The sequence below is a fragment of the Marinobacter sp. G11 genome, from assembly GCF_021282325.1.
Classification (GTDB): Bacteria; Pseudomonadota; Gammaproteobacteria; order Pseudomonadales; family Oleiphilaceae; genus Marinobacter; species Marinobacter vinifirmus.
On record NZ_JAJSPB010000004.1, the window covers coordinates 185131 to 205208 of the forward strand.

The 20078-nt window shown below is 57.4% G+C and carries 30 protein-coding genes; 23 read left to right on the forward strand and 7 right to left on the reverse strand.

Annotated elements, in window-relative coordinates; all coding sequences use genetic code 11:
* The first annotated feature begins 12 nt into the window (after positions 1-12).
* The 7 genes from ureA to LWH94_RS04455 all read left to right on the forward strand — a co-directional run bounded on the left by ureA (position 13) and on the right by LWH94_RS04455 (position 5116).
* On the forward strand, positions 13-315 hold the full coding sequence (ureA, locus tag LWH94_RS04425; protein WP_022992779.1) for an urease subunit gamma: 303 nt from the start codon (positions 13-15) through the stop codon (positions 313-315).
* A 10-nt stretch (positions 316-325) separates the two neighbouring features.
* Positions 326-643: an urease subunit beta gene (locus tag LWH94_RS04430; RefSeq protein WP_232901373.1), complete on the forward strand. Its 318-nt coding sequence runs from the start codon at positions 326-328 to the stop codon at positions 641-643.
* 148 nt (positions 644-791) lie between these two features.
* The gene (ureC, locus tag LWH94_RS04435; protein WP_232901374.1) at positions 792-2495 is read left to right on the forward strand and encodes an urease subunit alpha; all 1704 of its coding nucleotides are present in this window, start codon (positions 792-794) and stop codon (positions 2493-2495) included.
* 62 nt (positions 2496-2557) lie between these two features.
* The gene (gene ureE / locus LWH94_RS04440; protein WP_232901375.1) at positions 2558-3133 is read left to right on the forward strand and encodes an urease accessory protein UreE; all 576 of its coding nucleotides are present in this window, start codon (positions 2558-2560) and stop codon (positions 3131-3133) included.
* Entirely contained in the window at positions 3105-3833 is a 729-nt protein-coding gene (locus LWH94_RS04445; protein WP_414673940.1) for an urease accessory protein UreF, read from the forward strand. The genes ureE and LWH94_RS04445 overlap by 29 nt, the downstream gene beginning before the upstream one ends.
* A gap of 25 nt (positions 3834-3858) precedes the next feature.
* Positions 3859-4497, forward strand: a complete 639-nt coding sequence (ureG, locus tag LWH94_RS04450; RefSeq protein ID WP_232901376.1) for an urease accessory protein UreG — start codon at positions 3859-3861, stop codon at positions 4495-4497.
* A gap of 43 nt (positions 4498-4540) precedes the next feature.
* Positions 4541-5116 carry a HupE/UreJ family protein gene (locus LWH94_RS04455; protein ID WP_232901377.1) on the forward strand — a complete coding sequence of 192 codons (576 nt, stop codon included), beginning with the start codon at positions 4541-4543 and terminating at the stop codon, positions 5114-5116.
* Between the two features lie 423 nt (positions 5117-5539).
* Here LWH94_RS04455 and LWH94_RS04460 read toward each other — a convergent pair whose 3' ends face one another.
* Entirely contained in the window at positions 5540-6712 is a 1173-nt protein-coding gene (locus tag LWH94_RS04460; protein WP_232901378.1) for a DUF4268 domain-containing protein, read from the reverse strand.
* 223 nt (positions 6713-6935) lie between these two features.
* Here LWH94_RS04460 and LWH94_RS04465 point away from each other — a divergent pair, with 223 nt between their 5' ends.
* Positions 6936-7202 carry a DksA/TraR family C4-type zinc finger protein gene (locus LWH94_RS04465; protein ID WP_232901379.1) on the forward strand — a complete coding sequence of 89 codons (267 nt, stop codon included), beginning with the start codon at positions 6936-6938 and terminating at the stop codon, positions 7200-7202.
* A gap of 276 nt (positions 7203-7478) precedes the next feature.
* On the opposite strand, the gene LWH94_RS19570 is transcribed toward LWH94_RS04465, so the two are convergent.
* Together LWH94_RS19570 and LWH94_RS04475 are read right to left on the reverse strand one after the other, a co-directional pair.
* Positions 7479-7814: a type II toxin-antitoxin system RelE/ParE family toxin gene (locus LWH94_RS19570; RefSeq protein ID WP_199456696.1), complete on the reverse strand. Its 336-nt coding sequence runs from the start codon at positions 7812-7814 to the stop codon at positions 7479-7481.
* 5 nt (positions 7815-7819) lie between these two features.
* Positions 7820-8107 (reverse strand): type II toxin-antitoxin system ParD family antitoxin, encoded by a 288-nt coding sequence (locus LWH94_RS04475; RefSeq protein WP_232901380.1) that lies wholly within the window; start codon positions 8105-8107, stop codon positions 7820-7822.
* A 266-nt stretch (positions 8108-8373) separates the two neighbouring features.
* On the opposite strand from LWH94_RS04475, the gene LWH94_RS04480 reads away from it, so the two are divergent.
* Both LWH94_RS04480 and LWH94_RS04485 read left to right on the forward strand, forming a co-directional pair.
* The gene (locus LWH94_RS04480; protein WP_232901397.1) at positions 8374-8814 is read left to right on the forward strand and encodes a hypothetical protein; all 441 of its coding nucleotides are present in this window, start codon (positions 8374-8376) and stop codon (positions 8812-8814) included.
* A 242-nt stretch (positions 8815-9056) separates the two neighbouring features.
* A complete protein-coding gene (locus LWH94_RS04485) occupies positions 9057-9434 on the forward strand; it encodes a thiol-disulfide oxidoreductase DCC family protein (protein WP_232901381.1) in 378 nt (125 codons plus the stop codon).
* 11 nt (positions 9435-9445) lie between these two features.
* Here the strand turns inward: LWH94_RS04485 and LWH94_RS04490 are convergent, their stop codons facing one another.
* Positions 9446-10354, reverse strand: coding sequence for a bestrophin family protein (locus LWH94_RS04490; RefSeq protein WP_232901382.1), 909 nt, complete (start codon positions 10352-10354; stop codon positions 9446-9448).
* Between the two features lie 735 nt (positions 10355-11089).
* Between LWH94_RS04490 and trxC the strand changes: the two genes are divergently transcribed.
* The 9 genes from trxC to LWH94_RS04530 all read left to right on the forward strand — a co-directional run bounded on the left by trxC (position 11090) and on the right by LWH94_RS04530 (position 15205).
* Complete coding sequence (trxC, locus tag LWH94_RS04495) at positions 11090-11530, forward strand: thioredoxin TrxC (RefSeq protein WP_113880344.1); 441 nt, start codon at positions 11090-11092, stop codon at positions 11528-11530.
* Between the two features lie 27 nt (positions 11531-11557).
* A complete protein-coding gene (locus LWH94_RS04500; protein ID WP_232901383.1) occupies positions 11558-11860 on the forward strand; it encodes a hypothetical protein in 303 nt (100 codons plus the stop codon).
* A gap of 34 nt (positions 11861-11894) precedes the next feature.
* Positions 11895-12161: a DksA/TraR family C4-type zinc finger protein gene (locus LWH94_RS04505; RefSeq protein WP_232901384.1), complete on the forward strand. Its 267-nt coding sequence runs from the start codon at positions 11895-11897 to the stop codon at positions 12159-12161.
* 378 nt (positions 12162-12539) lie between these two features.
* A complete protein-coding gene (locus tag LWH94_RS19575; RefSeq protein ID WP_442914960.1) occupies positions 12540-12755 on the forward strand; it encodes a hypothetical protein in 216 nt (71 codons plus the stop codon).
* Positions 12748-12969 carry a glutaredoxin family protein gene (locus LWH94_RS19580; RefSeq protein ID WP_442914961.1) on the forward strand — a complete coding sequence of 74 codons (222 nt, stop codon included), beginning with the start codon at positions 12748-12750 and terminating at the stop codon, positions 12967-12969. Before LWH94_RS19575 ends, LWH94_RS19580 begins: the two co-directional genes overlap by 8 nt.
* 72 nt (positions 12970-13041) lie before the next feature.
* Positions 13042-13497, forward strand: a complete 456-nt coding sequence (locus tag LWH94_RS04515; RefSeq protein ID WP_232901385.1) for a CopD family protein — start codon at positions 13042-13044, stop codon at positions 13495-13497.
* Between the two features lie 77 nt (positions 13498-13574).
* Positions 13575-14144 carry a DJ-1/PfpI family protein gene (locus LWH94_RS04520; protein ID WP_232901386.1) on the forward strand — a complete coding sequence of 190 codons (570 nt, stop codon included), beginning with the start codon at positions 13575-13577 and terminating at the stop codon, positions 14142-14144.
* Positions 14145-14213: 69 nt separating this feature from the next.
* Complete coding sequence (locus LWH94_RS04525) at positions 14214-14594, forward strand: ribbon-helix-helix domain-containing protein (protein ID WP_232901387.1); 381 nt, start codon at positions 14214-14216, stop codon at positions 14592-14594.
* A 128-nt stretch (positions 14595-14722) separates the two neighbouring features.
* The gene (locus LWH94_RS04530) at positions 14723-15205 is read left to right on the forward strand and encodes an FKBP-type peptidyl-prolyl cis-trans isomerase (RefSeq protein ID WP_058341600.1); all 483 of its coding nucleotides are present in this window, start codon (positions 14723-14725) and stop codon (positions 15203-15205) included.
* 36 nt (positions 15206-15241) lie between these two features.
* On the opposite strand, the gene LWH94_RS04535 is transcribed toward LWH94_RS04530, so the two are convergent.
* The gene (locus LWH94_RS04535; protein ID WP_094623790.1) at positions 15242-15520 is read right to left on the reverse strand and encodes a YebG family protein; all 279 of its coding nucleotides are present in this window, start codon (positions 15518-15520) and stop codon (positions 15242-15244) included.
* A 179-nt stretch (positions 15521-15699) separates the two neighbouring features.
* Between LWH94_RS04535 and LWH94_RS04540 the strand changes: the two genes are divergently transcribed.
* From LWH94_RS04540 to LWH94_RS04550, 3 genes are all read left to right on the forward strand, one after another.
* On the forward strand, positions 15700-17463 hold the full coding sequence (locus LWH94_RS04540) for a DEAD/DEAH box helicase (RefSeq protein ID WP_232901388.1): 1764 nt from the start codon (positions 15700-15702) through the stop codon (positions 17461-17463).
* Positions 17464-17538: 75 nt separating this feature from the next.
* Positions 17539-17931 carry a hypothetical protein gene (locus LWH94_RS04545; protein ID WP_232901389.1) on the forward strand — a complete coding sequence of 131 codons (393 nt, stop codon included), beginning with the start codon at positions 17539-17541 and terminating at the stop codon, positions 17929-17931.
* 36 nt (positions 17932-17967) lie between these two features.
* Positions 17968-18465 (forward strand): PaaI family thioesterase, encoded by a 498-nt coding sequence (locus LWH94_RS04550; protein WP_232901390.1) that lies wholly within the window; start codon positions 17968-17970, stop codon positions 18463-18465.
* A 52-nt stretch (positions 18466-18517) separates the two neighbouring features.
* Here LWH94_RS04550 and LWH94_RS04555 read toward each other — a convergent pair whose 3' ends face one another.
* Positions 18518-19114: a DUF938 domain-containing protein gene (locus LWH94_RS04555; RefSeq protein ID WP_232901391.1), complete on the reverse strand. Its 597-nt coding sequence runs from the start codon at positions 19112-19114 to the stop codon at positions 18518-18520.
* Positions 19115-19256: 142 nt separating this feature from the next.
* Between LWH94_RS04555 and LWH94_RS04560 the strand changes: the two genes are divergently transcribed.
* Entirely contained in the window at positions 19257-19418 is a 162-nt protein-coding gene (locus LWH94_RS04560) for a hypothetical protein (RefSeq protein WP_022987912.1), read from the forward strand.
* A gap of 107 nt (positions 19419-19525) precedes the next feature.
* Here the strand turns inward: LWH94_RS04560 and LWH94_RS04565 are convergent, their stop codons facing one another.
* Positions 19526-19732: a cold-shock protein gene (locus tag LWH94_RS04565; protein WP_022987913.1), complete on the reverse strand. Its 207-nt coding sequence runs from the start codon at positions 19730-19732 to the stop codon at positions 19526-19528.
* Between the last annotated feature and the right edge of the window lie 346 nt (positions 19733-20078).

The following is a 20078-nucleotide window of genomic DNA, read 5'->3' on the forward strand; positions in this document are numbered from 1 at the left end:
ACGGAGTCATCCATGGAACTCACCCCCAGAGACAAAGACAAGCTGCTGCTGTTCACCGCCGCCCTGCTGGCCGAACGCCGCAAAGCCAAAGGCCTGAAACTGAACTACCCCGAAGCGGTGGCCCTGATCAGCGCCGAAATCATGGAAGGCGCCCGCGAAGGCCGCACCGTGGCCGAACTGATGAGCGCCGGCACCGAAATCCTCACCCGCGAGGATGTGATGGACGGCGTCGCCGACATGGTGCACGAAGTCCAGGTGGAAGCCACCTTCCCGGACGGCACCAAACTGGTCACCGTCCACAACCCGATTGTTTGAGGAACGCGCCATGACCCCCGGTGAATACCAACTCAAAGACGGCGACATCGAACTCTGCGCCGGCCGCGAACGCGTCCAGCTGGACGTCGCCAACACCGGCGACCGCCCGGTACAGATCGGCTCCCACTACCACTTCGCCGAAGCCAACCCGGCTCTGGATTTCGACCGCGCCAAAGCCCGCGGCTTCCGACTGGACGTGGCCGCCGGCACCGCTATTCGTTTTGAGCCCGGCCAGACCCGATCCGTGACACTGATTCCGTTTGCCGGAAATCGCGAAATCTATGGCTTCCGAGCGGAAGTGATGGGGAGTTTGGACTCCAAGAACTAAGTCTGAGGTCCGGCGGGGGTTGCCCTTCCGGGAATGTGCGGAGGCATGGATGCCGGAGAACAAGCGCCACAGGGATGTGCCGCAAGGAGCGTTTCCCGGAAGGGCAACCCCCGCCGGGCCAGGCACCAAGGTTAAAGCGAGAAAAAACATGAAAATCAGCAGACAAGCCTACGCCGACATGTACGGCCCCACAGTCGGGGACCGGGTCCGCCTGGGCGACACCGAACTGTGGATTGAAGTGGAAGAAGACCACACCCACTACGGCGACGAAGTGAAATTCGGCGGCGGTAAAGTCATCCGCGACGGCATGGGCCAGAGCCAGCGCTGCGACCACGAAGTGATGGACACCGTCATCACCAACGCCCTCATCCTCGACTGGTGGGGCATTGTCAAAGCCGACGTGGGCATCCAGAAAGGCCGCATCGCCGCCATCGGCAAAGCCGGCAACCCGGACACCCAGCCAGATGTGACCATCGTCATCGGCCCCGGCACCGAAATCATCGCCGGGGAAGGTAAAATCCTCACCGCTGGCGGCATCGACCCCCACATTCACTTCATCTGCCCCCAGCAGGTGGAAGAAGCCCTGATGAGCGGCGTTACCACCATGCTCGGCGGCGGTACTGGCCCGGCCACCGGCACCAACGCCACCACCTGTACCCCGGGCCCCTGGCACATCGGCAAGATGCTGCAGGCCGTGGACAGCCTGCCCATGAACATCGGCTTCCTGGGCAAAGGCAACGCCAGCCTGCCGGAAGCGCTGGAGCTGCAGGTAAAAGCCGGCGTGATCGGCCTCAAACTGCACGAAGACTGGGGCACCACCCCGGCCAGCATCGACAACTGCCTGACCGTGGCCGACCAGTACGACATCCAGGTGGCCATCCACACCGACACCCTGAACGAATCCGGCTTTGTGGAAGACACCCTGGCCGCCTTCAAAGGCCGCTGCATTCACACCTTCCACACCGAAGGCGCCGGCGGCGGCCACGCCCCGGACATCATTACCGCCTGCTCAAAGGACTACGTACTGCCGTCGTCCACCAACCCGACCCGGCCCTACACCGTGAACACCATCGACGAACACCTGGATATGCTGATGGTGTGCCACCACCTGGACCCGAACATTCCGGAAGACGTGGCCTTCGCCGATTCCCGCATCCGCCGGGAAACCATCGCGGCGGAAGACATCCTGCACGATATGGGCGTGATCTCCATGATCTCCTCCGATTCCCAGGCCATGGGCCGGGTGGGCGAGGTGATCTGCCGAACCTGGCAAACGGCCCACAAGATGAAAGTGCAACGCGGCCTGTTGCCGGAAGACCAGGAACGCGGCGCCGACAACTTCCGCGCCAAACGCTACATCGCCAAGTACACCATCAACTCCGCCATTACCCACGGCATCGCCCATGAGGTGGGCTCAGTGGAAGTGGGCAAGCTGGCGGACCTGGTGCTCTGGAGCCCGGCGTTCTTCGGCGTGAAGCCCGCCTGCATCCTCAAAGGCGGGATGATTGCCGCCGCCCCCATGGGCGACCCGAACGCTTCTATTCCCACACCGCAGCCGGTGCACTACCGCCCCATGTTCGGCGCCTTCGGCAAGGCTGCCAGTGCCACCCGCCTGACCTTCGTCAGCCAGGCCGCGCTGGACGCCAATATTGGCGAAGAGCTGGGCCTGGACAGCCCGCTCTCCGCCTGCAAGGGCGTGCGTGGCGTGCGCAAGCAAGACATGAAACTGAACGACGCCTGCCCGCACCTGACCGTAGACCCGCAAACCTACGAAGTGCACGCCGATGGCGAATTGCTCACCTGCGAGCCAGCGACCGAACTGCCCCTGGCCCAGCGCTACCACCTTTTTTAATCAATACAGCCTAAGGCTGATTTTTAAGCAAGACAGCTCAAGGCTGGGAGAGGAACGAACGGATGTTGGAACTGATAAAACGCATTACCCAAGTAGACGCCAGCGAAATCCGCGACAACCTGGTGCTGCCCTACGAACTGCGCATTCGCGGCCGCCTGCGGGCCACCACCGAAACCAACCTGGACGTGGGCCTGTTTCTGGACCGGGGCCCGGTGCTGAGAGATGGCGACCTGCTGGAAGCGAAATCCGGCGAGATCATCCGCATTCGCGCTGCCGAGGAGCGTGTGGTGACTGCCCGCATTGAAACCGGCTTACCACTGGCACGGCTGTGCTACCACCTGGGCAACCGCCACGTCACCCTGGCGATTGGTGAAGACGAGCAGGGCGCCTTCGTGCGCTTTCCGCCCGATCACGTACTGGAAGAACTGGCCGAACGCCTGGGCGCCACCGTAGTGCACCACACCGCCACCTTCGACCCGGAACCCGGAGCCTACAACCAGGCCGGCCAGGGCCATTCGCACGGTCATAGCCATGGCCATTCCCACGCGGACTCTCATGAGCACTTGCACGGTAAAAGCCATGACCACACTCACGCTGCTGGACATACCCATGCTCACGGCCACAAGCACACCCACTGAGCCAGCAGCCATGGCGGGTGAGAGCGAGCCCGGCGGCGACCTGGCTTTGCTGGGGCTGATGCAGCTGGTCAGCCCGGCTTTGCCCATCGGCGCCTTTGCCTGGTCCCAGGGCCTGGAAAGTGCCTTTGAGCTGGGTTGGGTGAACAACGAAGCGGAACTGGCCCGGTGGATTGAAGGCGTACTGGAAGACGGCCTGAGCCGGTGTGAACTGCCATTACTGGCCCGGCTGCAAACCGCCTGGGCGAACGACAACGGCGCCACCATCGCGCACTGGAACCAGTGGCTGCACGCCACCCGGGAAACCGCAGAACTGAGCGACGAAGACACTCGCCTGGGCGGTGCCCTTAAAACCCTGCTGGGCAACCTCAACCTGCTGCCGGAGAGAACCCTGATTCCGGCCGAGCCCGGCTACATCACCCTGTTTGCCTGGGCCGCCCAGGTACGCCGGGTGCCGGTGCGGCAAACCCTGCTGGGCTTTGCCTGGGCCTGGCTGGAAAACCAGCTGGCGGTGGCCTGCAAAGCCTTGCCCCTGGGCCACACCGCCGCCCAACGGATTATCGAACAACTGCGCCCGGCCCTGGTGATTGCCACCGACCAGGCGCTGGCACGGCAAGACCACGAACTCGGGCCCATCCTGCCGGGCCTCGCGCTCGGCAGTGCCCTGCATGAAACCCAGTATTCACGGCTTTTCAGAAGCTGAATAAAAACATCAAGGAGATACAGCCATGACACATTGTCTGAGAGTAGGCGTCGGCGGCCCGGTCGGGTCTGGTAAAACCGCATTGCTGCGCCAGCTATGCACCGCCCTGCGGGACCACTACGACATTGCCGTGGTCACCAACGACATCTACACCCGGGAAGACGCCGACTTCCTGCTGCGCCACGAAGCCCTGGCCGCAGACCGCATCCTGGGGGTGGAAACCGGCGGCTGCCCCCACACGGCTATTCGCGAGGATGCCTCCATGAACCTGGCCGCCATCGACGACCTGCAAAGTCGTCACCCGGGCCTGGAATTGGTGCTGGTGGAATCCGGCGGCGACAACCTCTCCGCCACCTTCAGCCCGGAACTGAGCGACCTCACCCTGTACGTGATCGACGTGTCCGCCGGCGACAAAATCCCCCGCAAAGGCGGCCCCGGCATCACCAAATCCGACCTGCTGATCATCAACAAGATCGACATTGCCGAACAGGTACACGCCTCCCTGGACGTAATGGGGCGGGACAGCAAAAAAATGCGCGGCGAACGCCCCTTCGTGTTCACCAACCTGTACGACGGAGTAGGGCTGGACACCATCATCAGCTTCATTCTGGAGCGCGGCATGCTGCCGGAAAGGCGTCCTGAAAAATTGGCCGAAATGGCCTGAGCAAACGAACCAATACGATTACAGAACCACCAGGAGCAACACCATGAAACTGACTTCAAAACTTCTCGCCACCGCCGCGCTGCTGACTGCCTCCGCCACCGCCATGGCCCACCCCGGCCACACCGAAGGCGGCTTCACCAGCGGCCTGCTGCACCCCATGCTAGGCCTGGATCACTTGCTGGCTATGGCCGCCATCGGCTTCTGGAGCGTGCGCCAGAGCAAACTCATGAAAAACGCCACCCCCGCCTTCGTCATCGGCGGCATGGTATTCGGCGCCGCCCTGGCCTGGGGCGGCATGAGCCTGCCAGGCGTGGAAACCGGCATCACCTTCTCGGTACTGGTGGCGGGCATCCTCATAGCCACCCTGGCGAAATTGCCGACGGCTGTGGGTGGCACCCTGGTTGGCGCCTTCATGCTGTTCCACGGCTTTGCACATGGCACGGAAATGCCGGAAGGAACTACGTTGGCGGCCTACCTGGCGGGCTTCTCCATCGCGACACTGTCCATCACGCTGGTTGGCCGTGGGCTGGGTAGCCTGATGCTGAAGGCAGATAACCGGTTTAGCCGGGGGATTGGGGGAGTGCTGGCGGTGGCGGGGGCTTACCTGGCCGCAGCTTGATTCCGTAGGCTCTTCAGGAATGCAAAAAGCCGCTCGGGAAACCGCGCGGCTTTTTCAGTATCACGTTTACAAAATTTGACCTTGACGGTATGGGAAGTTTCCTGAAAATTAGGTTAGTGTGTAGTTATAAGAAACGGATTGACGCCGCTGTTAAGGAAAACGGATGGACTTCGGCCAGCTATTCAACACCCTACTAAACTCTCTACCGAATCAAGTCTGGTATTGCAACGCAGCGATATCTTTCAAGCCCACGGTAGCGAATATCGGCGCGGCGCCAGCGCTGTCTGGTTTGGATGAGGCTCGTCAGGCGTGCAATGCGGCGACAGTTTCAGCCATGGGGAATAGTGATCCCAGGCTGGCGCGAGAGCGGGATAGGGCTTGTGATCACTACCGTGGATTGAAGGAGCAGTAAGCATTTGGCGCTCAGTTCTCGAGGGCGCTCAACCTTTCCATGCGTGGCCGGAAGGCATTAACGAACGCATTCAGCGTTTCGGAAAAAAATGCTTTTACGCCAGGGTCAGATACCGGCGGCCAATCCCCCTCAATTCGTCGATGGGTGATGATGCGGCAGTTTTTGTCATCCCACTCAACCGTCAAAGGCAATTCGCTATTAATAGCTTCTGCATCCTCTTTCAATTCCTGATACAGGGACAAGCCCTCTTCCGTGCTGGCCAGACGCAAGAAACAGCCGATTTCAGACTTGGCCTTATAAAAATAGAGCGTTATCCAGGCTGTCGCTGAGGATGGCGGCATCGGGAAAAAGACGTTGCCTCTTGCTATCGGGTTGGCCATTGGCTGGTCGGGATCGTCGAGCCTGAGATCGTCAATAAACGCTTTCCAGAACTGATGGTATTGAGTCATTAACGACGATGGTTGGCTGGTGCTTAGGTTATCTACCGGTGATGGTGTTTCGCCAAAGTCAGTAATGTATACCGTTCTCTGAATCTCTTTGGTTTGGAATAGCGTCCGAGGTTGTATGAATGTCAGGTCTTGCTCTTCCGTTTGATAAACCGCCGTTTCGATCACTGCCAGCGTAAACTTCATGTTCGCAGTGTTGTCGAGATACTGGATCATTGCCTGGGTGTCGCTTCTGATCCCATCGCCGGCTATCACCAGCATGAAGTCGCCCTGTGCAAGCGAGTTACTGATGCCATCAACGAATTCGGCTTCGTCGGTGTTGGGGTAATGGTTTTGGACTAACGCATACGGAACGTTTCCTTTTTCTCCAGTCCTGCGCGAGACTTCCCGCTGCAGATCAGAGTAGCTCCAGTTCTGAAGCTCCTTTGCGTAGTCCAGAATCTGGCCGATGACTTTTCTTCTGGCTTCCGGATTTCTCCAGAGTTTGGTTTCAACAATGACCAGTTTGCCCTGTGGCGTTACGTAGACGATATCGATGGGGCCTGCGGCTGTATTCATTTCCATACACAGGGGGACGACTTCTCGATATCCGGGATTAATCTCGCCAAAGGGGAGGCTTTGTGGATTCCTGAAAAGCTGTTCCTGCAGCCACTGTTCTGAAAAGCCTTCATTGAATGCCAGTCGGAGAAGGGGCCTGGTTTCGGCATTGCCGTCTATGAGAAAGGGAGTAGCCCGCAAGGTTCCTATCCTGTTTGCCTGGGTTTGCTTGCTATCCTAGTCCACAGGAGAAAGACTTAACAGGTTAGCGGTTGTTGCAATAAAGTCGGCGCGATGGTGATGCCGCAGTTGCGAAAGCATGGCTTGAAGCCGGAAGATGCCCGGATTGTGATGGGGCAGGTGAGGGCGGCTTACCCTCTGGTTCCCTAGGCTTGATCTACTCATTTGTTGATCGGAGAACGCTATGGCTGGTGTTTGGTCACGGGATGGCGCAGTTCAGGATCAGATAGACGCGAGCGTTGACGACGAAGTGCAGCGGGCACGGAGCCAGCTTGGTGGTGGTGAGAGTGCGCGCTATTGTGAGGAGTGTGACCGGGCGATTCCTGAAGCTCGCCGCAAGGCCATTCCGGGTGTGCGGCTTTGCATTGCCTGCCAGTCCGCGCTTGAGAAGCAGCAATCGACTTCACGCGGTTTTAATCGGCGGGGCAGCAAGGATAGCCAGCTAAGGTGAGTACAATGACGGTCTCTATGGTTTCCCATTGAGTTTCGGCGCCCTGTTTATGGCAGATTCATTACCATCGTCCGTTTTTGCATCAACTTTCCTGAGCCCCCGTGGCGCAAGGGTGTCGCCTGGTTAACCCTAGGTTTCCAACATAGTTATCCACAGCTTTTGTGAGTAAAGTCTGGAACGGTTTGAACTAGCGGCGGTTTGACGGATACACGGTTAGGAAAACCGGGACTGAATTACGTTAACCCTTAGAGAACCAAAAATCAGATAGTTTGGTGGTTAGAGGTGCGCCTCAGGATCCATCCTTTGATGCAAAATCCGAAGAATGATAACGGACCGATTGTGGCTATCCTTTTTCATCCTAAGATAAAAGTGATGGGGCGAGGGTTTGCCTTTCCTTGCGAGCGGATAGGTAGCGATCCCGGCCCGAATTTCGGACCTGTGTTTCAGGAGTGGCGCGAGGTTTCCGGCTTCTTCAAGCTCCCTGATCGCCCTCTCGATTTGCTCGGTGTATCGTTTCAGCTGCAGTGTCCCGAATTCTTCAAGGGTGGTCTCAAGAATATCGTCGAGATCGGCTAGAGCAGTGTCTGTGAGCGTAACCTTCCATGGTTTCATCGTAATCAGGTATCCCGTTTTTTCCTGATGGCTTGCTCTGCACGTTCAGAAAGGTACGTAGCGAAATGGTCACCCGTGAATGTCCTGGTTTTGCCTGCCTCTAGGTCTTCCTGGCCCGTATTTATGGCGGCTCTGAGGTCATTCATCTTCGTGACGTATTGGGACTCGGCTTCTTCGACCATTCTCAGGCCGGCTCGAAGTACCTCACTCGCATTTTGATAACGGCCCGAGGCAACCAGGTGATCGACTACCTGGGATTGATGGTCCGTGAGCACTATGTTTCTCGTCGCCATGAGAGTCATCCTGTCAGCGTTGCATTGGCATAATATGCCAATGCATGGGTTTGCTGTCTAGGGGGGTGGGATAACAGTGATACCTGTGGGAAACCCCAGCCATGGGTTGAACGTTTGCACCGGAAGTCGCCACTATGGGCGTGAAGCGGGCTTGTTTCACAATAGCGACGCTTATCTGCCCGGCCACTCGCACGGTCCGCTGTCGCGCGTTTCGCGTTGGTAGCGCGGTAGGCTTCAGAGGCAACAGGAGGATGACATTGCCGATCATGGATCTGGACAGCTGGACGCTGTCACAGAGCATCGTGGTTTTCAGCGTCTGTGCGCTGGTCATTGCGATTGCGGGCACACGCATCACTCGGGTGGTCGACCAGCTCGCCGACCGGACCGGGCTGGGTGAGGCAACCGCTGGAGCCGTGCTTCTGGGAGCAGCGACGTCCCTCAGTGGTTCAGTGCTCTCGGTAACGGCGGCCTACCGCGGGCACCCGGAGCTGGCTGTCAGTAATGCTCTCGGGGGCATCGCGGTACAAACTTTTTTCCTAGCTATTGCCGATATGGTCTACCGTCGTGCAAACCTGGAACACGCGGCGGCGGCCTCGGCTCCGAATATGATGCAGAACGGACTGCTGATCGGGCTCCTGGCACTTCTGCTTCTGGCGCCGACCTTGCCATCATTGAGCCGTCTCTGGACCGAATTTCTGGTGCTCTAAGGGCTTGGTGTGGTGCTGATGTTTGCTGGCTGAATAGCGGCGTCATCCATGAGCAATGAGCTATCTGGGACTCACGAACGAAAAGCACCCGAGCCAGGCTGTGATCGAAACGCGCCTGGCATTTCAGGGCGATGGTACAGCCTCTGGCGGGTTATGCCTGAGACCCGAAGGGTTAACGGGAGCCACGCAGTGCTTTATCGTGTAGTCATCAGATGAATGCGATGCAAGCAGGGGGGATAGCGATGACGGCACCAGGCGATCAGCTTCGTGTGTTCTATGATGGCGCCTGTCCGAGCTGTGTAAAGGATCGCAGGCTCTATGAACGACTCGCGGGCAGGACCGGCGAATCGGTGGAGTGGGTAGATATCACCGGCCGTGATGAGGAGTTGAAGGAACGTGGTATAGACCCGCAAGCCGCGCTTCAGGAGCTCCATGTGGAAGATGGCCGGGGCAACATCCACCGGGAACTGGATGCCTATATTCTGTTGATGTCGCGGGTCTGGCTGCTGAAACCGCTTGCCTGGCTGATTGGTTTGCCGGTGATTCGGCCAGCGCTGGCAAAGCTGTATCACAAATGGGTGAGCGAGCGGCTGGAGCGAACCGGGCGCATGCCGTTGTAACCGCCGGGCCTTTACTGCAACTGGTATTTGACCGGCTGCAGCGGTTCGGGTGCCGGGTCGCCCAGGACTTCGGCAACACTGATTTCATGAATGCGGCAGATGGCATCCAGCGGCAGGTCGTTGGTGTGTCGGCCAAAGGGAAACTCAAGCTGTTCAGACAGGCGATCCAGCCCGAAAAACGTGTAGGCCACGATGTCGGTGAACACCGGCGTAAACCAGCCTGCGACGCCTACCAGACCGAACGGGAGCAAGTAGCAGAACACATACGCCGTGCGGTGAGCCAGCAGGGTGTAGGCAAAGGGCAACGGGGTGAGGGCAATGCGTTCCGAGGCCGCCTGAATGCCCGCGAGGCCATGAAGGTGCTGGTCTACGGCCGCGGTTGCTACAGAATCCAGATCGCCCGCCTTGTGGGCTTCGGCGAGTACGTCTCCGGCCCGGTGCAGCATGAAGGCGGCGGGGTTGCGTGTGCTCAGGGCCTGGTCAACGAGTTCGGGTGCCAGTGACCCGGGCAGGTCAGACCGTACATCTTCTCCCCGCAACTGGCCGCGCAGCAGGTGAGCGTGAGCGAGGCATCGGGTCAGAAGTTCCCGGCGTCGCTCCGGGCTCAGGTAAATGGTGCCAGTCCGGGCCAGGCTGCGAAATTCGTACACCATATGCCCCCAGTGTTTTCTGGCTTCCCACCAGCGGTCGTAGGTGGCGGTGTTGCGCACGCTTAAAAAGATGGACAGGGCGATGCCCATGATCGTGAACGGCAGAAGTGTGTAGTCGACCATGCCGTCGAGGTAGTGGTGGCGCGAAACCCAGGTAACGGCGGCTGCAAACATTCCCGTAAGCAGAATGTGCGGCAGAATGTGGGGGACAACAGACCCTTTCCAGGCCAGCAACAGCCGGAGTGGGCCGGGGCGCTCGCGAACAATCACGGTTAACACTCCTGGGATGGATGATGGCCTTGCTTGAGGATTGGCCGCTGTGATTCCTATGCCTTTTTACGGAGAACCCACTCGTTACACAAGGGGGTAAGCTTTTTTAAGCGAGGGGGGCAGCACTCTGGCCGTTGCCTGGCATTACCCTGTGGTTTCAGGGGCAACCAGATCAGGCAGCGGATTTGTGGCAGCAGTCACTGTCGCAGGGTGATAGCAGGTAAGTGCTCGAAACTTCGAGAAACTGTTCGATAATCTGTGTCATCAAGATTCCCTCTGATGGTTTATTTGAGTTGCAACCTAATAGGTTGGGGCACATTCCTATAAAAAAACTTCGGAAAACCGAGACACATTGAGACCGCTTGGTGCAGGGGCTGTTGGTTGCCTTTTGCCGGGGGTGGAGAGAATCAGGCAAATATCAGACAGGATTGCGCACCGTTATGTGATGGATGTGTCGGCGCAGTCCGTCGAAGGCTGATTCTCCTCCGCATGCGCTGAACGCCCCCGCTCAGCGCATCACCATCCCTCCCGAAAAACGATCAAATTCTTCCGCTGTAAATTCCGATTGTTTTATCGACAGTCCCATGGCGCTTGAGCCTCTGACACCGACTTACTTTGATAGTAGCGGAAAGCGGTTGATGCGTGTTCGTGAGATGCGCGATTTTTAGTGCCGCTTGATTTCTCTTCTCTTGCCCTGATTATTTCTACCATCAGCTAATCAGAGGCCTGTTCATCATGACTGACGTTCGACACCTGGTATGTCCCCATTGCCACAAAGTGAATCGCGTGCCGGCCGACAAGTTGTCCTCCGGCGGCAATTGTGGTGCCTGCAAACAACCGCTTTGGCCGGATCAGGTTCTGGAGCTAACGGAGCAGAACTTTGCTACCCATACCGGGCGCAGCGATCTGCCCGTGTTAGTGGATTTCTGGGCCAGCTGGTGTGGCCCGTGCAAAATGATGGCGCCCCAGTTCGAGCAGGCCGCGAAGGCCTGGCGCGGGAAAGTGCGCTTTGCCAAGCTGAATACGGAACAAGCCCCCGGGCCGGCCGGTCAGTTTGCGATTCGCAGCATACCGACCCTGATTCTGTTCCAGAACGGCCGGGAGGTGGCGCGCCAGAGTGGCGCCATGAATCAGGCCCAGATCAGTCAGTGGCTGCAATCGCAGGGTATTCGCTAGGAAAAACCGGGACAAAGGTGTCGTAGTATGAAGTTTCTGATCATCGGTGTTTTCGCTGCCATCGTGGCTGTCCTGATCTGGCGTAGTAAACAGAACACCGCCCCTGAAGAGCAGGCCTGTGCCATCGACATTGGCAAGCTGCTAAAAACCAATCCGGATGCCCAACCGCGGGCCATTGCCGATGTGTTCCAAAAGTACGGCATTGATCAATCTCGGTGTAAGGCTGTGGGCGCGATGGTGATGCCGCAGTTGCGAAAGCAGGGTTTGAAACCGGAAGATGCCAGGATTGCGATGGGGCAGGTGAGGGCGGCTTACCCTCTTGTGCCCTAGGCTGAATCTACTCATTTGATGATCGGAGAACGCTATGGCAGGTGGATGGTCACGGGATGGCGCTGTTCAGGATCAGATTGATGCAAGCGTCGAAGACGAAGTGCAGCGGGCACGGAGCCAGCTCGGTGGTGGCGAGAGCGCGGTCTATTGTGATGAGTGTGACCGTGCTATTCCCGAAGCTCGCCGCAAGGCCATTCCGGGCGTGCGGCTGTGCATTGCCTGTCAGTCTGCGCTTGAAAAGCAACAGTCGACGTCTCGGGGGTTTAATCGGCGGGGCAGTAAGGACAGTCAGCTGAGGTGAGCGTATTTTCCGGGAGAGACGAAGTGAAAGGCGTCCCTCACGTTCATGTAGCATCCCCGCATTGCCCATTTTTGAACCAGTTTCCGCGAACCCTTGCTGCTCAAGGCTTAGAGGTGGTTAACCCGAGGTTCCCAACAAAGTTATCCACAGCTTTTGTGTGTAACGTAGTTGGCAGTCCCGGTTTACTTGGTAGGATAAGGGGCTGCCCCGGCAATGCCAGAGAAACAGTCATCCTGGGAAACTTTCGTTCTACTCAGTGGGCATTACCGGGTCAACCGGGGGAAATGGTATCCTCTCCCACGAATTTATCGTTCGCAAATCAAGCCAAAGTGCCGGCACCCGGTAGGTTACCTTTAATCCGGAATTCGAGTGTTACCCATGAGAATCATTATTCGTTATTTTTTCCGCGCCCTGCGCCTCGTTTTGACGCCGTTCATGCTGCTCAGCGAGAAGCTCAGCACGCCCAAGGGCATCACTCGCAGTGAGGAGCAGCAAGCCCGTGTTGACGAGGCCAGCAAGAACCTTGCCCTGTACCAGTTCAAAGCTTGCCCTGTACCAGTTCAAAGCTTGCCCTTTCTGCATCAAGGTGCGTAAGGAAATCGCCCGGCTGGGGCTGAACATTGAAACCCGCGACGCCCAGCACGATCCGCAGCATCGTGCCGCGCTGGAGGCTGGCGGTGGTCAGATCAAGGTGCCTTGCCTGAAGATTCGTCAGGACGATGGCAGTGAACGGTGGCTGTACGAGTCTGATGACATCAAGGCCTGGCTGCGGGAGCGATTTGAGCCGGGTTTTGAAAGCCAGGCCTGAGCAAGTCGTGTTACAGGGCTTTCGAGTCGTTAACCTTATGCCCACTCAACTTTCTGATCCAGGAGTCGCCCTATGAGTCTGGCCATCGCATTGCATGTTCTCTCCGCCGTGGTCTGGGTCGGTGGTATGTTTTTCGCCTACATGGCTATGCGCCCTGCGGTGGTCGACGTGGTTGATGCCTCACAGCGGGGTGCGCTCTGGTGTGCAACCCTGTCCCGGTTTTTCCGGTGGGTATGGGCAGCGGTGATTCTGCTGCTGGTGACCGGTTACTGGATGATCTTCAGCGTGTTCGGCGGTATGGCCGGCTCAGGCTGGCATATCCACCTGATGCAAGCGCTCGGGATTGTGATGGTCCTGCTCTATGCTCACGTTTACTTCGCTCCCTTCCGGCGCCTGAGGCAGGCGGTCGCTAATCAGGATCCTCAGGAAGGTGGCCGCCAGGTGGGGCAGATTCGCAAGCTGGTGGGCACCAACCTGATTCTGGGCCTGATCGTGGTGGCGATTGGAGCTGGTGGGCGGTACTTGTAGTAACCCCTTAATACCCGCGTCGCCACCACCGCTGCTACTGTTTCCTGACCTGGCGACACAATCACAAGGAGACAGCCATGAGCGGGAAGAAGATTCTGATGATTACCGGTGATTTCACCGAAGATTACGAAACCATGGTGCCGTTCCAGGCATTGCAGGCGGTGGGTCACACGGTTCACGCCGTTTGCCCGGACAAGAAAGCGGGCGACTCGGTCGCTACGGCGATTCATGACTTCGAGGGCGACCAGACCTACAGCGAAAAGCCCGGCCACCGGTTTGCCCTGAACGCGGATTTTGACGGACTCGACCCCGCCAACTACGACGCGCTGGTAGTGCCCGGAGGCCGCGCTCCCGAATACCTGCGGCTCAACAAGGATGTACAGGATCTGGTTCGCCATTTCTTTGAAACCAACAAACCCGTGGCGGCGATCTGCCATGGCGCTCAGTTGTTGGCGGCAGCCGGGGTTCTGAAGGGGCGCAAATGCTCTGCCTATCCGGCCTGCCAGCCCGAGGTGGAACAGGCCGGCGGTACCTTTGCCGCTATTGAGGTTGATCAGGCAGTCACCGATGCTAATCTGGTAACAGCGCCTGCGTGGCCAGCCCATCCGGCCTGGCTTGCGCAGTTCTTCAGATTGCTGGATCAGTAACACCTCAGGGGCTCGTCCGCGGGTTCCTCACCACCCTCAAGCGCATCAATCACTCGCGGGGAGGCCGTTATGTGCAAGCTCTTTATCAACGCTGATTCGGAGCTTTGGGTCAGCCGAACCCACTCCCTGCGTATTGACGGCATGGTCACCAGTGTGCGGATGGAAAACGCCTTTTGGCAGGTACTGTCGGAACTGGCTGAGCGGGATGGTATGAATCTGCCGCAGATGATTACCCGGCTTTACCATGAGTCCATTGATGCCGGCCATGATCTCGGAAATTTCACTTCTTTCCTTCGGGTCTGCGCGCTGCGTTACCTTGAACTGCAACTGAGTGGCGACGTGCCCAGGGACACCCGGGTACCGATTTCCTCACTGGATGCCGACCGTATTCTCTCCGTCAAGCGCGATAAATCGGCAACGCCGGACGTGGTTAGCAAAGTGAAGCACTGACTGCGAGACGATCGACCAGACAGCGTTAACAGGCTGGCGGTCGTTCGTCTTCAACCGCTTCGCTTCCAGCTGCAGCAAACGCCACCACTGGCTATAATGATGCCCCTCAAACCGTCCCAGAGAACGCTATGCCAATCGAAAAGAATCAAGTGGTCCTGTTTCACTACATCGTGAGAGATGAGCAGGGCAATGAAGTTGAAAATTCCCGTGGCGGAGAGCCGAACGCCTACCTGCATGGCCACGGCGGTATTATCCGGGGGCTGGAAGAGGCCCTGGAAGGCCGCGAGGCAGGCGATACCTTCAGTGTAACGGTGTCACCGGACAAGGCCTATGGCGCTCGCAGGCCAGACGCCATTCAGCGCGTACCGGTCAAGCATCTGATCGGTGCCAAGCGCTGGAAACCGGGCATGGTCGCCCAGGTGCAAACAGAGCATGGCCGTCGCCATGTGGTGGTTGCCAAGGTCGGGCTCAAGTTCGCCGATGTCGACACCAATCATCCGATGGCTGGTAAGACGCTGACCTTTGATATCGAGATTATCGAGGTGCGTGCGGCCGAGGCCGAAGAAATCGCCCACGGCCATGTTCATGGCCCGGGCGGTCATCATCATTAACTAAGGCCGTTGGCCATGGAAACGCCGGGTCGGGTTTTACTCGGCTGCGGCGGCTTCGTTCAATAGTTCCGGCTTTTTCAGTGCCCGGCTGAACAGTTCTTTTTCTTCCGCAATGGCCAGTGCGCATTGTTCGGCCAGTTCCTCTGACAGCCCGCTGACCTTGCGTTGCAGGAAGGCGGCGACCTCTTCGGAAAGTTCAAGGATTTTGTCCCGGGCATCGGCTTCAGCTTTGGACGAAAACAGCATTTTGTCCGGGTTTTTCAGTGCCATGTCCAGTCCGTCCCTCTCGGAATAATAAAGTGCTTTTACGCCCATGGTATGCCATCGCCTCCGGGGTAATGATGGTTGGTAAGACCGTTGATAAGTGGGCAGCTTAACATAAATTCTGTATATTTATACAGTATCCTGGGCGGCGATGCCCGTGCGCGGGTGACGGCCATCGTTTTTGTTACTATGTTCGCCTTGCCCATCTCCAACCGATCTGATGCTCAACCATGACGTTGCCTTTCACACTCCGCCCCTACCAACAGGAAGCCGTCGACGCCACGCTTGACCACTTCCGCAAATCGGATGAGTCTGCCGTCATCGTGCTGCCCACCGGTGCCGGTAAAAGCCTGGTTATCGCCGAACTGGCGCGCCTTGCCCGGCGAAAGATTCTGGTTCTGACCCACGTAAAGGAGCTGGTGGAGCAGAATCACGCCAAGTATGAGAGCTATGGCTTAACGGGCGGCATTTTCTCGGCCGGGCTGAAGCGCAAGGAAAACCGGCATCAGGTGACCTTCGCCAGTGTGCAGTCGGTCGCGGCGAACCTGGAGCAGTTCCGGGATGAATATTCGCTGGTCATTATCGATGAGTGCCATCGGGTCAGCGGTGAGGAAACCAGCCAGTATCAACGCATCATCGAGCTGCTGCGGCAGCAAAACGATTCGCTGAAAGTCCTCGGGCTTACCGCCACGCCCTATCGCCTGGCCATGGGCTGGATTTATCGCTATCACTACCGGGGCTTTGTGCGCGGCTCCGGTGAAGATCAGGCCAAGCCCTTCCAGCATTGCATTTACGAGCTGCCGTTAAGCTACATGATTAATCGGGGCTATCTGACAAAGCCCGAGCTGGTGAACGCGGCGGTGGCGCAATACGATTTCTCCGCCCTCACGCAGGACCGCTTTGGCGAGTATGCCGAGAAGGACGTCAACCAGCTGTTGAGCAAGCACAAACGGGTGACCCGCGCCATCATCGAACAGGTGGTGGAAATGGCCGCTGAGCGCAAGGGCGTGATGATTTTTGCGGCGACGGTGGAGCATGCGCGGGAGGTCACCGGCTATCTTCCGGAGCACGAAACCGCCCTGGTGACAGGTGGCACCGATCTGAAAGATCGTGATTTTCTGATCCAGCGCTTCAAGCAGCGGCAGTTGAAGTACCTGGTAAACGTCTCTGTGCTCACCACGGGTTTTGATGCGCCCCATGTGGATTTGATCGCCATTCTTCGGCCAACCCAGTCGGTCAGCCTGTACCAGCAGATGGTGGGTCGCGGTCTTCGCCTGGACGAAGGCAAGCAGGATTGCCTGGTAATTGATTACGCCGGTAATCATGTAAACCTGCATCATCCGGAAGTGGGGGAGCCAAAACCCAATCCCGACAGTGAGCCAGTGCAGGTGTTCTGCCCCGGCTGTGGCTTTGCCAACATCTTCTGGGGCAAAACCGACAGCGAGGGCAGTGTGATCGAGCATTACGGCCGCCGTTGTCAGGGGCTGCTGGAGCCTGCGGAGGGGGATGGAGCGCGCGCCCAGCAGTGCGATTACCGTTTCCGCTTCAAGGAGTGCCCCCATTGCGGCGGTGAGAATGATATTGCCGCCCGTAACTGTGGGCACTGCCAGCAGGCCATTATCGACCCGGATGATCAGCTACGGGATGCCCTGAAACTCAAGGATGCCATGGTGATTCGTTGCGCCGGGATTTCATTAAGTGCTGAAGGTTCCAGGCTGCGGCTGACTTACCATGGCGAAGATGGGGAAGAGTTGAAGGAGTCGTTCGACTTCACAAAGCCGGCCCAGCGCACCGTGTTCAACAAACTTTTTGGCAGAAGGGTTGCCAATAGCCAGGCTCCGAAAACGTTCAGCCGGGCAGATGAGGTGCTGGAAATGCAGGCCTTGTTGCCGGCTCCGGATTTCGTGATTGCCCGCAAGCACAAGCACTACTGGCAGGTACAGGAGCGGGTGTTTGATTATCAGGGGCAGTATCGGAAAGCGAATGAGGCGTGAGGCGGTTATACTGGCCTGCGTTTAAATCTCTCAGAGATCCAATGAGATCCAAGTCGACCTTTTCAGGCTGTGCCCATGATGAAATCAATCGCCCTGGCGGTGCTGTTAGTTGTCCTTCTGGGGTTTGTCGGTGTTCAGTATTACATCACTTCCGTACCTGGCCTTGAGGCTCCGGTCACCGTTGGTGAAGTTAGGGAAGTGGAGTCCGAAAAGTCGCTGGTCGTTATTCTTGTGGACAGCGAGGGGCAACGGTTCACCGTAGGCCTTCGGGGCGATACTGACAAGCCGGAAGAAGCCGCACTTTTCTATATCCGGAATCCGGATGTTGTTCCCTATGTGTTCTGGCCGAGTTTCCGAAGTAATGATGAAAAGCGGGTTCTGGAACTTCTGGAAGATGTAATTGAATCTGGCGCGCCAGAGTATCCCGCTGTTCGCAGCATTTACGGGGTCTTGAAGGAACGCAACTGAGCAACGAAATAAATACCTGATGAGGAGTCTTCGATTATGAGCAGTGTTCCCACCGCCTTGCAGGACATGGCCGCCCCGGATGGGGTTTGTTACGGCTGCGGAAGTGCCCACCCTGAGGGCCTGCAATTAAAGAGCTATTGGCACGAAGATGGCGTTCATGTGGTGTGCAAACACACGCCAGACCCTAAATTCCTGGGCTGGCCGGAACTGGTTTACGGCGGTTTGCTGGCCATGTTGGTGGATTGCCACTCCAACTGGACTGCGATGGCCTATCACTACCGTGCCGAGGGCCGTGAGCCGGGTACTCTGCCGCGCATTGATTGCGTTACCGGCAAGCTGGGGCTGACTTACCTGAAACCCACTCCGATGGGCGTGGAGCTGACCCTCAAAGCCAGAGTAGAGGGCGAAGTGGGCCGCAAAAGCCGGGTGATCTGCGAGGTCTGGGCGGGTGATGTTCTTACAGTGACCGCTGATTCGATTTTCGTTCGGGTAGACACTGAGCAGTTGCAGTCGCAGGCTCACGGGCGCGCCTGAAGAGCTGAGGGCATAAATCGGGATCGGGCCTCAGGTTGCCTGCAAGCTCAGGCTATTTCCTGAACACCAGCAATTGGTTGTTTGCAGGCATGGCATGGTTCTCCGCCAGAGTGAGACCCACCGATTCCGCAAGGGCCCTCAGATCTTCCAGGTCCCGGATGCCCATGTGGGGCGAACGGGCTTTCAGGTATAGATCAAACTGTCGGTTGCTTTCACTGGTATACCGGCCCTGATTGTTAAAAGGCCCATACAGGCAAAAGGCGCCGCCCTTGGGAAGCCGCTCGCCAATACCGCGAAACATCTGTTCGACTTCAGTCCACGCCATGATGTGGGCCGTGTTTGCGGAAAACGCCCAGGTGAAGGTTTCGACGGGCCAGGGAGCCGCACCTACGTCCAGTTCAATCACCGGCAGGATGTTGGCCAAGCCGGCTTGCTCAAGGCGGGCGCGACAACTGTCCACAGCGTCCGGATGATCGGTCGGTTGCCACTGCAGGTGAGGCATCGTCGTCGCGAAATGCACCGCGTGCTGTCCGGTGCCTGTGCCCACCTCCAGTACTTTCCCTGGCGCATTAAAGATCTTGCGGAGTTGCTCGAGGATGGGTGCTTTGTTGTTCTCACAAGCCTGGGAGTAGGGCAGGTTAGTGGTCATCGAATCCAGTTTTTCTGCGCAGGGTCGGAAAACTTTATAACACGTTGGTGTATAAGTCAGTATCTCAGCAATTATTTCCTGTTTCGGTTATACTGCGCTAGCGAACCCGGCGAATATGCCAAGACTTAACGTGGATAATATAATGAGCAAGAAAGCCGTAAAATCGACTTTGACTTCCGCCGAGATTGAGGCGCAGACAGCGGCCTTTTTGAAGTCTGGTGGGCGTGTTGAACATGTTGGAAAAGGTAAGAGTGGGCAGCTGACCACTGCTGGCCCGAAGCAGATTAACCTGAAGAGCAATTGATGATCCGGCAATAACCCGAGCAAGCCGTAATGTTACTGTTTTCCGGGTAGGATCAATAAAAAAGGCAGCCGAGGCTGCCTTTTTTCATTACGTATATTATCTGTTAATTACAGACCAATAACGTTCTCTGCCTGCGGGCCTTTCTGGCCGTCGGTCACTGTGAATTCAACTTCCTGGCCTTCGGCCAGAGTCTTGAATCCGCCACCCTGAATAGAGCTGTAGTGAACGAATACGTCTGCACCGCCTTCACGAGTAATAAAGCCAAAACCTTTTGCTTCGTTGAAGAACTTAACGTTGCCTTTAATAGTAGACATAATAATTATCCTGATTTTAATCAATAAGTTGCTGCCGATAGATCGTTGTGACCCTTGGTCAGCGGTATGCGGGAAATAAAAAACTGGCAGGATCAAAAACAGGACAAGAGGTTTTGCAACACAAAAGGTCTGATTCGTGAAATGCTTTGCTAAATCTTTCCAACAAGAGAGACAGTACGCTAATTAATGGGCATTAGATAGGAAATTTTTTAAAAACGACCTGAATCAGTGACTTTGCAGGCCAGTATACTCCGCAAAGCGCCATCGGCGCTAACGGGAGCCATCACTTGGTCAAAAGCAGGTTGATAATGCCGGAACGTGCAGTCTGACGTCGATCAGCGGCCAA

Bases quoted from the DNA above. Each gene is read 5' to 3' on its own strand.
- ureA (WP_022992779.1), top strand. From the start codon at position 13: ATGGAACTCACCCCCAGAGACAAAGACAAGCTGCTGCTGTTCACCGCC.
- LWH94_RS04430 (WP_232901373.1), top strand. From the start codon at position 326: ATGACCCCCGGTGAATACCAACTCAAAGACGGCGACATCGAACTCTGC.
- ureC (WP_232901374.1), top strand. From the start codon at position 792: ATGAAAATCAGCAGACAAGCCTACGCCGACATGTACGGCCCCACAGTC.
- ureE (WP_232901375.1), top strand. From the start codon at position 2,558: ATGTTGGAACTGATAAAACGCATTACCCAAGTAGACGCCAGCGAAATC.
- LWH94_RS04445 (WP_414673940.1), top strand. From the start codon at position 3,105: ATGCTCACGGCCACAAGCACACCCACTGAGCCAGCAGCCATGGCGGGT.
- ureG (WP_232901376.1), top strand. From the start codon at position 3,859: ATGACACATTGTCTGAGAGTAGGCGTCGGCGGCCCGGTCGGGTCTGGT.
- LWH94_RS04455 (WP_232901377.1), top strand. From the start codon at position 4,541: ATGAAACTGACTTCAAAACTTCTCGCCACCGCCGCGCTGCTGACTGCC.
- LWH94_RS04465 (WP_232901379.1), top strand. From the start codon at position 6,936: ATGGCTGGTGTTTGGTCACGGGATGGCGCAGTTCAGGATCAGATAGAC.
- LWH94_RS19570 (WP_199456696.1), bottom strand. From the start codon at position 7,814: ATGAAACCATGGAAGGTTACGCTCACAGACACTGCTCTAGCCGATCTC.
- LWH94_RS04475 (WP_232901380.1), bottom strand. From the start codon at position 8,107: ATGGCGACGAGAAACATAGTGCTCACGGACCATCAATCCCAGGTAGTC.
- LWH94_RS04480 (WP_232901397.1), top strand. From the start codon at position 8,374: ATGGATCTGGACAGCTGGACGCTGTCACAGAGCATCGTGGTTTTCAGC.
- LWH94_RS04485 (WP_232901381.1), top strand. From the start codon at position 9,057: ATGACGGCACCAGGCGATCAGCTTCGTGTGTTCTATGATGGCGCCTGT.
- trxC (WP_113880344.1), top strand. From the start codon at position 11,090: ATGACTGACGTTCGACACCTGGTATGTCCCCATTGCCACAAAGTGAAT.
- LWH94_RS04500 (WP_232901383.1), top strand. From the start codon at position 11,558: ATGAAGTTTCTGATCATCGGTGTTTTCGCTGCCATCGTGGCTGTCCTG.
- LWH94_RS04505 (WP_232901384.1), top strand. From the start codon at position 11,895: ATGGCAGGTGGATGGTCACGGGATGGCGCTGTTCAGGATCAGATTGAT.
- LWH94_RS19575 (WP_442914960.1), top strand. From the start codon at position 12,540: ATGAGAATCATTATTCGTTATTTTTTCCGCGCCCTGCGCCTCGTTTTG.
- LWH94_RS04515 (WP_232901385.1), top strand. From the start codon at position 13,042: ATGAGTCTGGCCATCGCATTGCATGTTCTCTCCGCCGTGGTCTGGGTC.
- LWH94_RS04520 (WP_232901386.1), top strand. From the start codon at position 13,575: ATGAGCGGGAAGAAGATTCTGATGATTACCGGTGATTTCACCGAAGAT.
- LWH94_RS04525 (WP_232901387.1), top strand. From the start codon at position 14,214: ATGTGCAAGCTCTTTATCAACGCTGATTCGGAGCTTTGGGTCAGCCGA.
- LWH94_RS04530 (WP_058341600.1), top strand. From the start codon at position 14,723: ATGCCAATCGAAAAGAATCAAGTGGTCCTGTTTCACTACATCGTGAGA.
- LWH94_RS04535 (WP_094623790.1), bottom strand. From the start codon at position 15,520: ATGGGCGTAAAAGCACTTTATTATTCCGAGAGGGACGGACTGGACATG.
- LWH94_RS04540 (WP_232901388.1), top strand. From the start codon at position 15,700: ATGACGTTGCCTTTCACACTCCGCCCCTACCAACAGGAAGCCGTCGAC.
- LWH94_RS04545 (WP_232901389.1), top strand. From the start codon at position 17,539: ATGATGAAATCAATCGCCCTGGCGGTGCTGTTAGTTGTCCTTCTGGGG.
- LWH94_RS04550 (WP_232901390.1), top strand. From the start codon at position 17,968: ATGAGCAGTGTTCCCACCGCCTTGCAGGACATGGCCGCCCCGGATGGG.
- LWH94_RS04555 (WP_232901391.1), bottom strand. From the start codon at position 19,114: ATGACCACTAACCTGCCCTACTCCCAGGCTTGTGAGAACAACAAAGCA.
- LWH94_RS04560 (WP_022987912.1), top strand. From the start codon at position 19,257: ATGAGCAAGAAAGCCGTAAAATCGACTTTGACTTCCGCCGAGATTGAG.
- LWH94_RS04565 (WP_022987913.1), bottom strand. From the start codon at position 19,732: ATGTCTACTATTAAAGGCAACGTTAAGTTCTTCAACGAAGCAAAAGGT.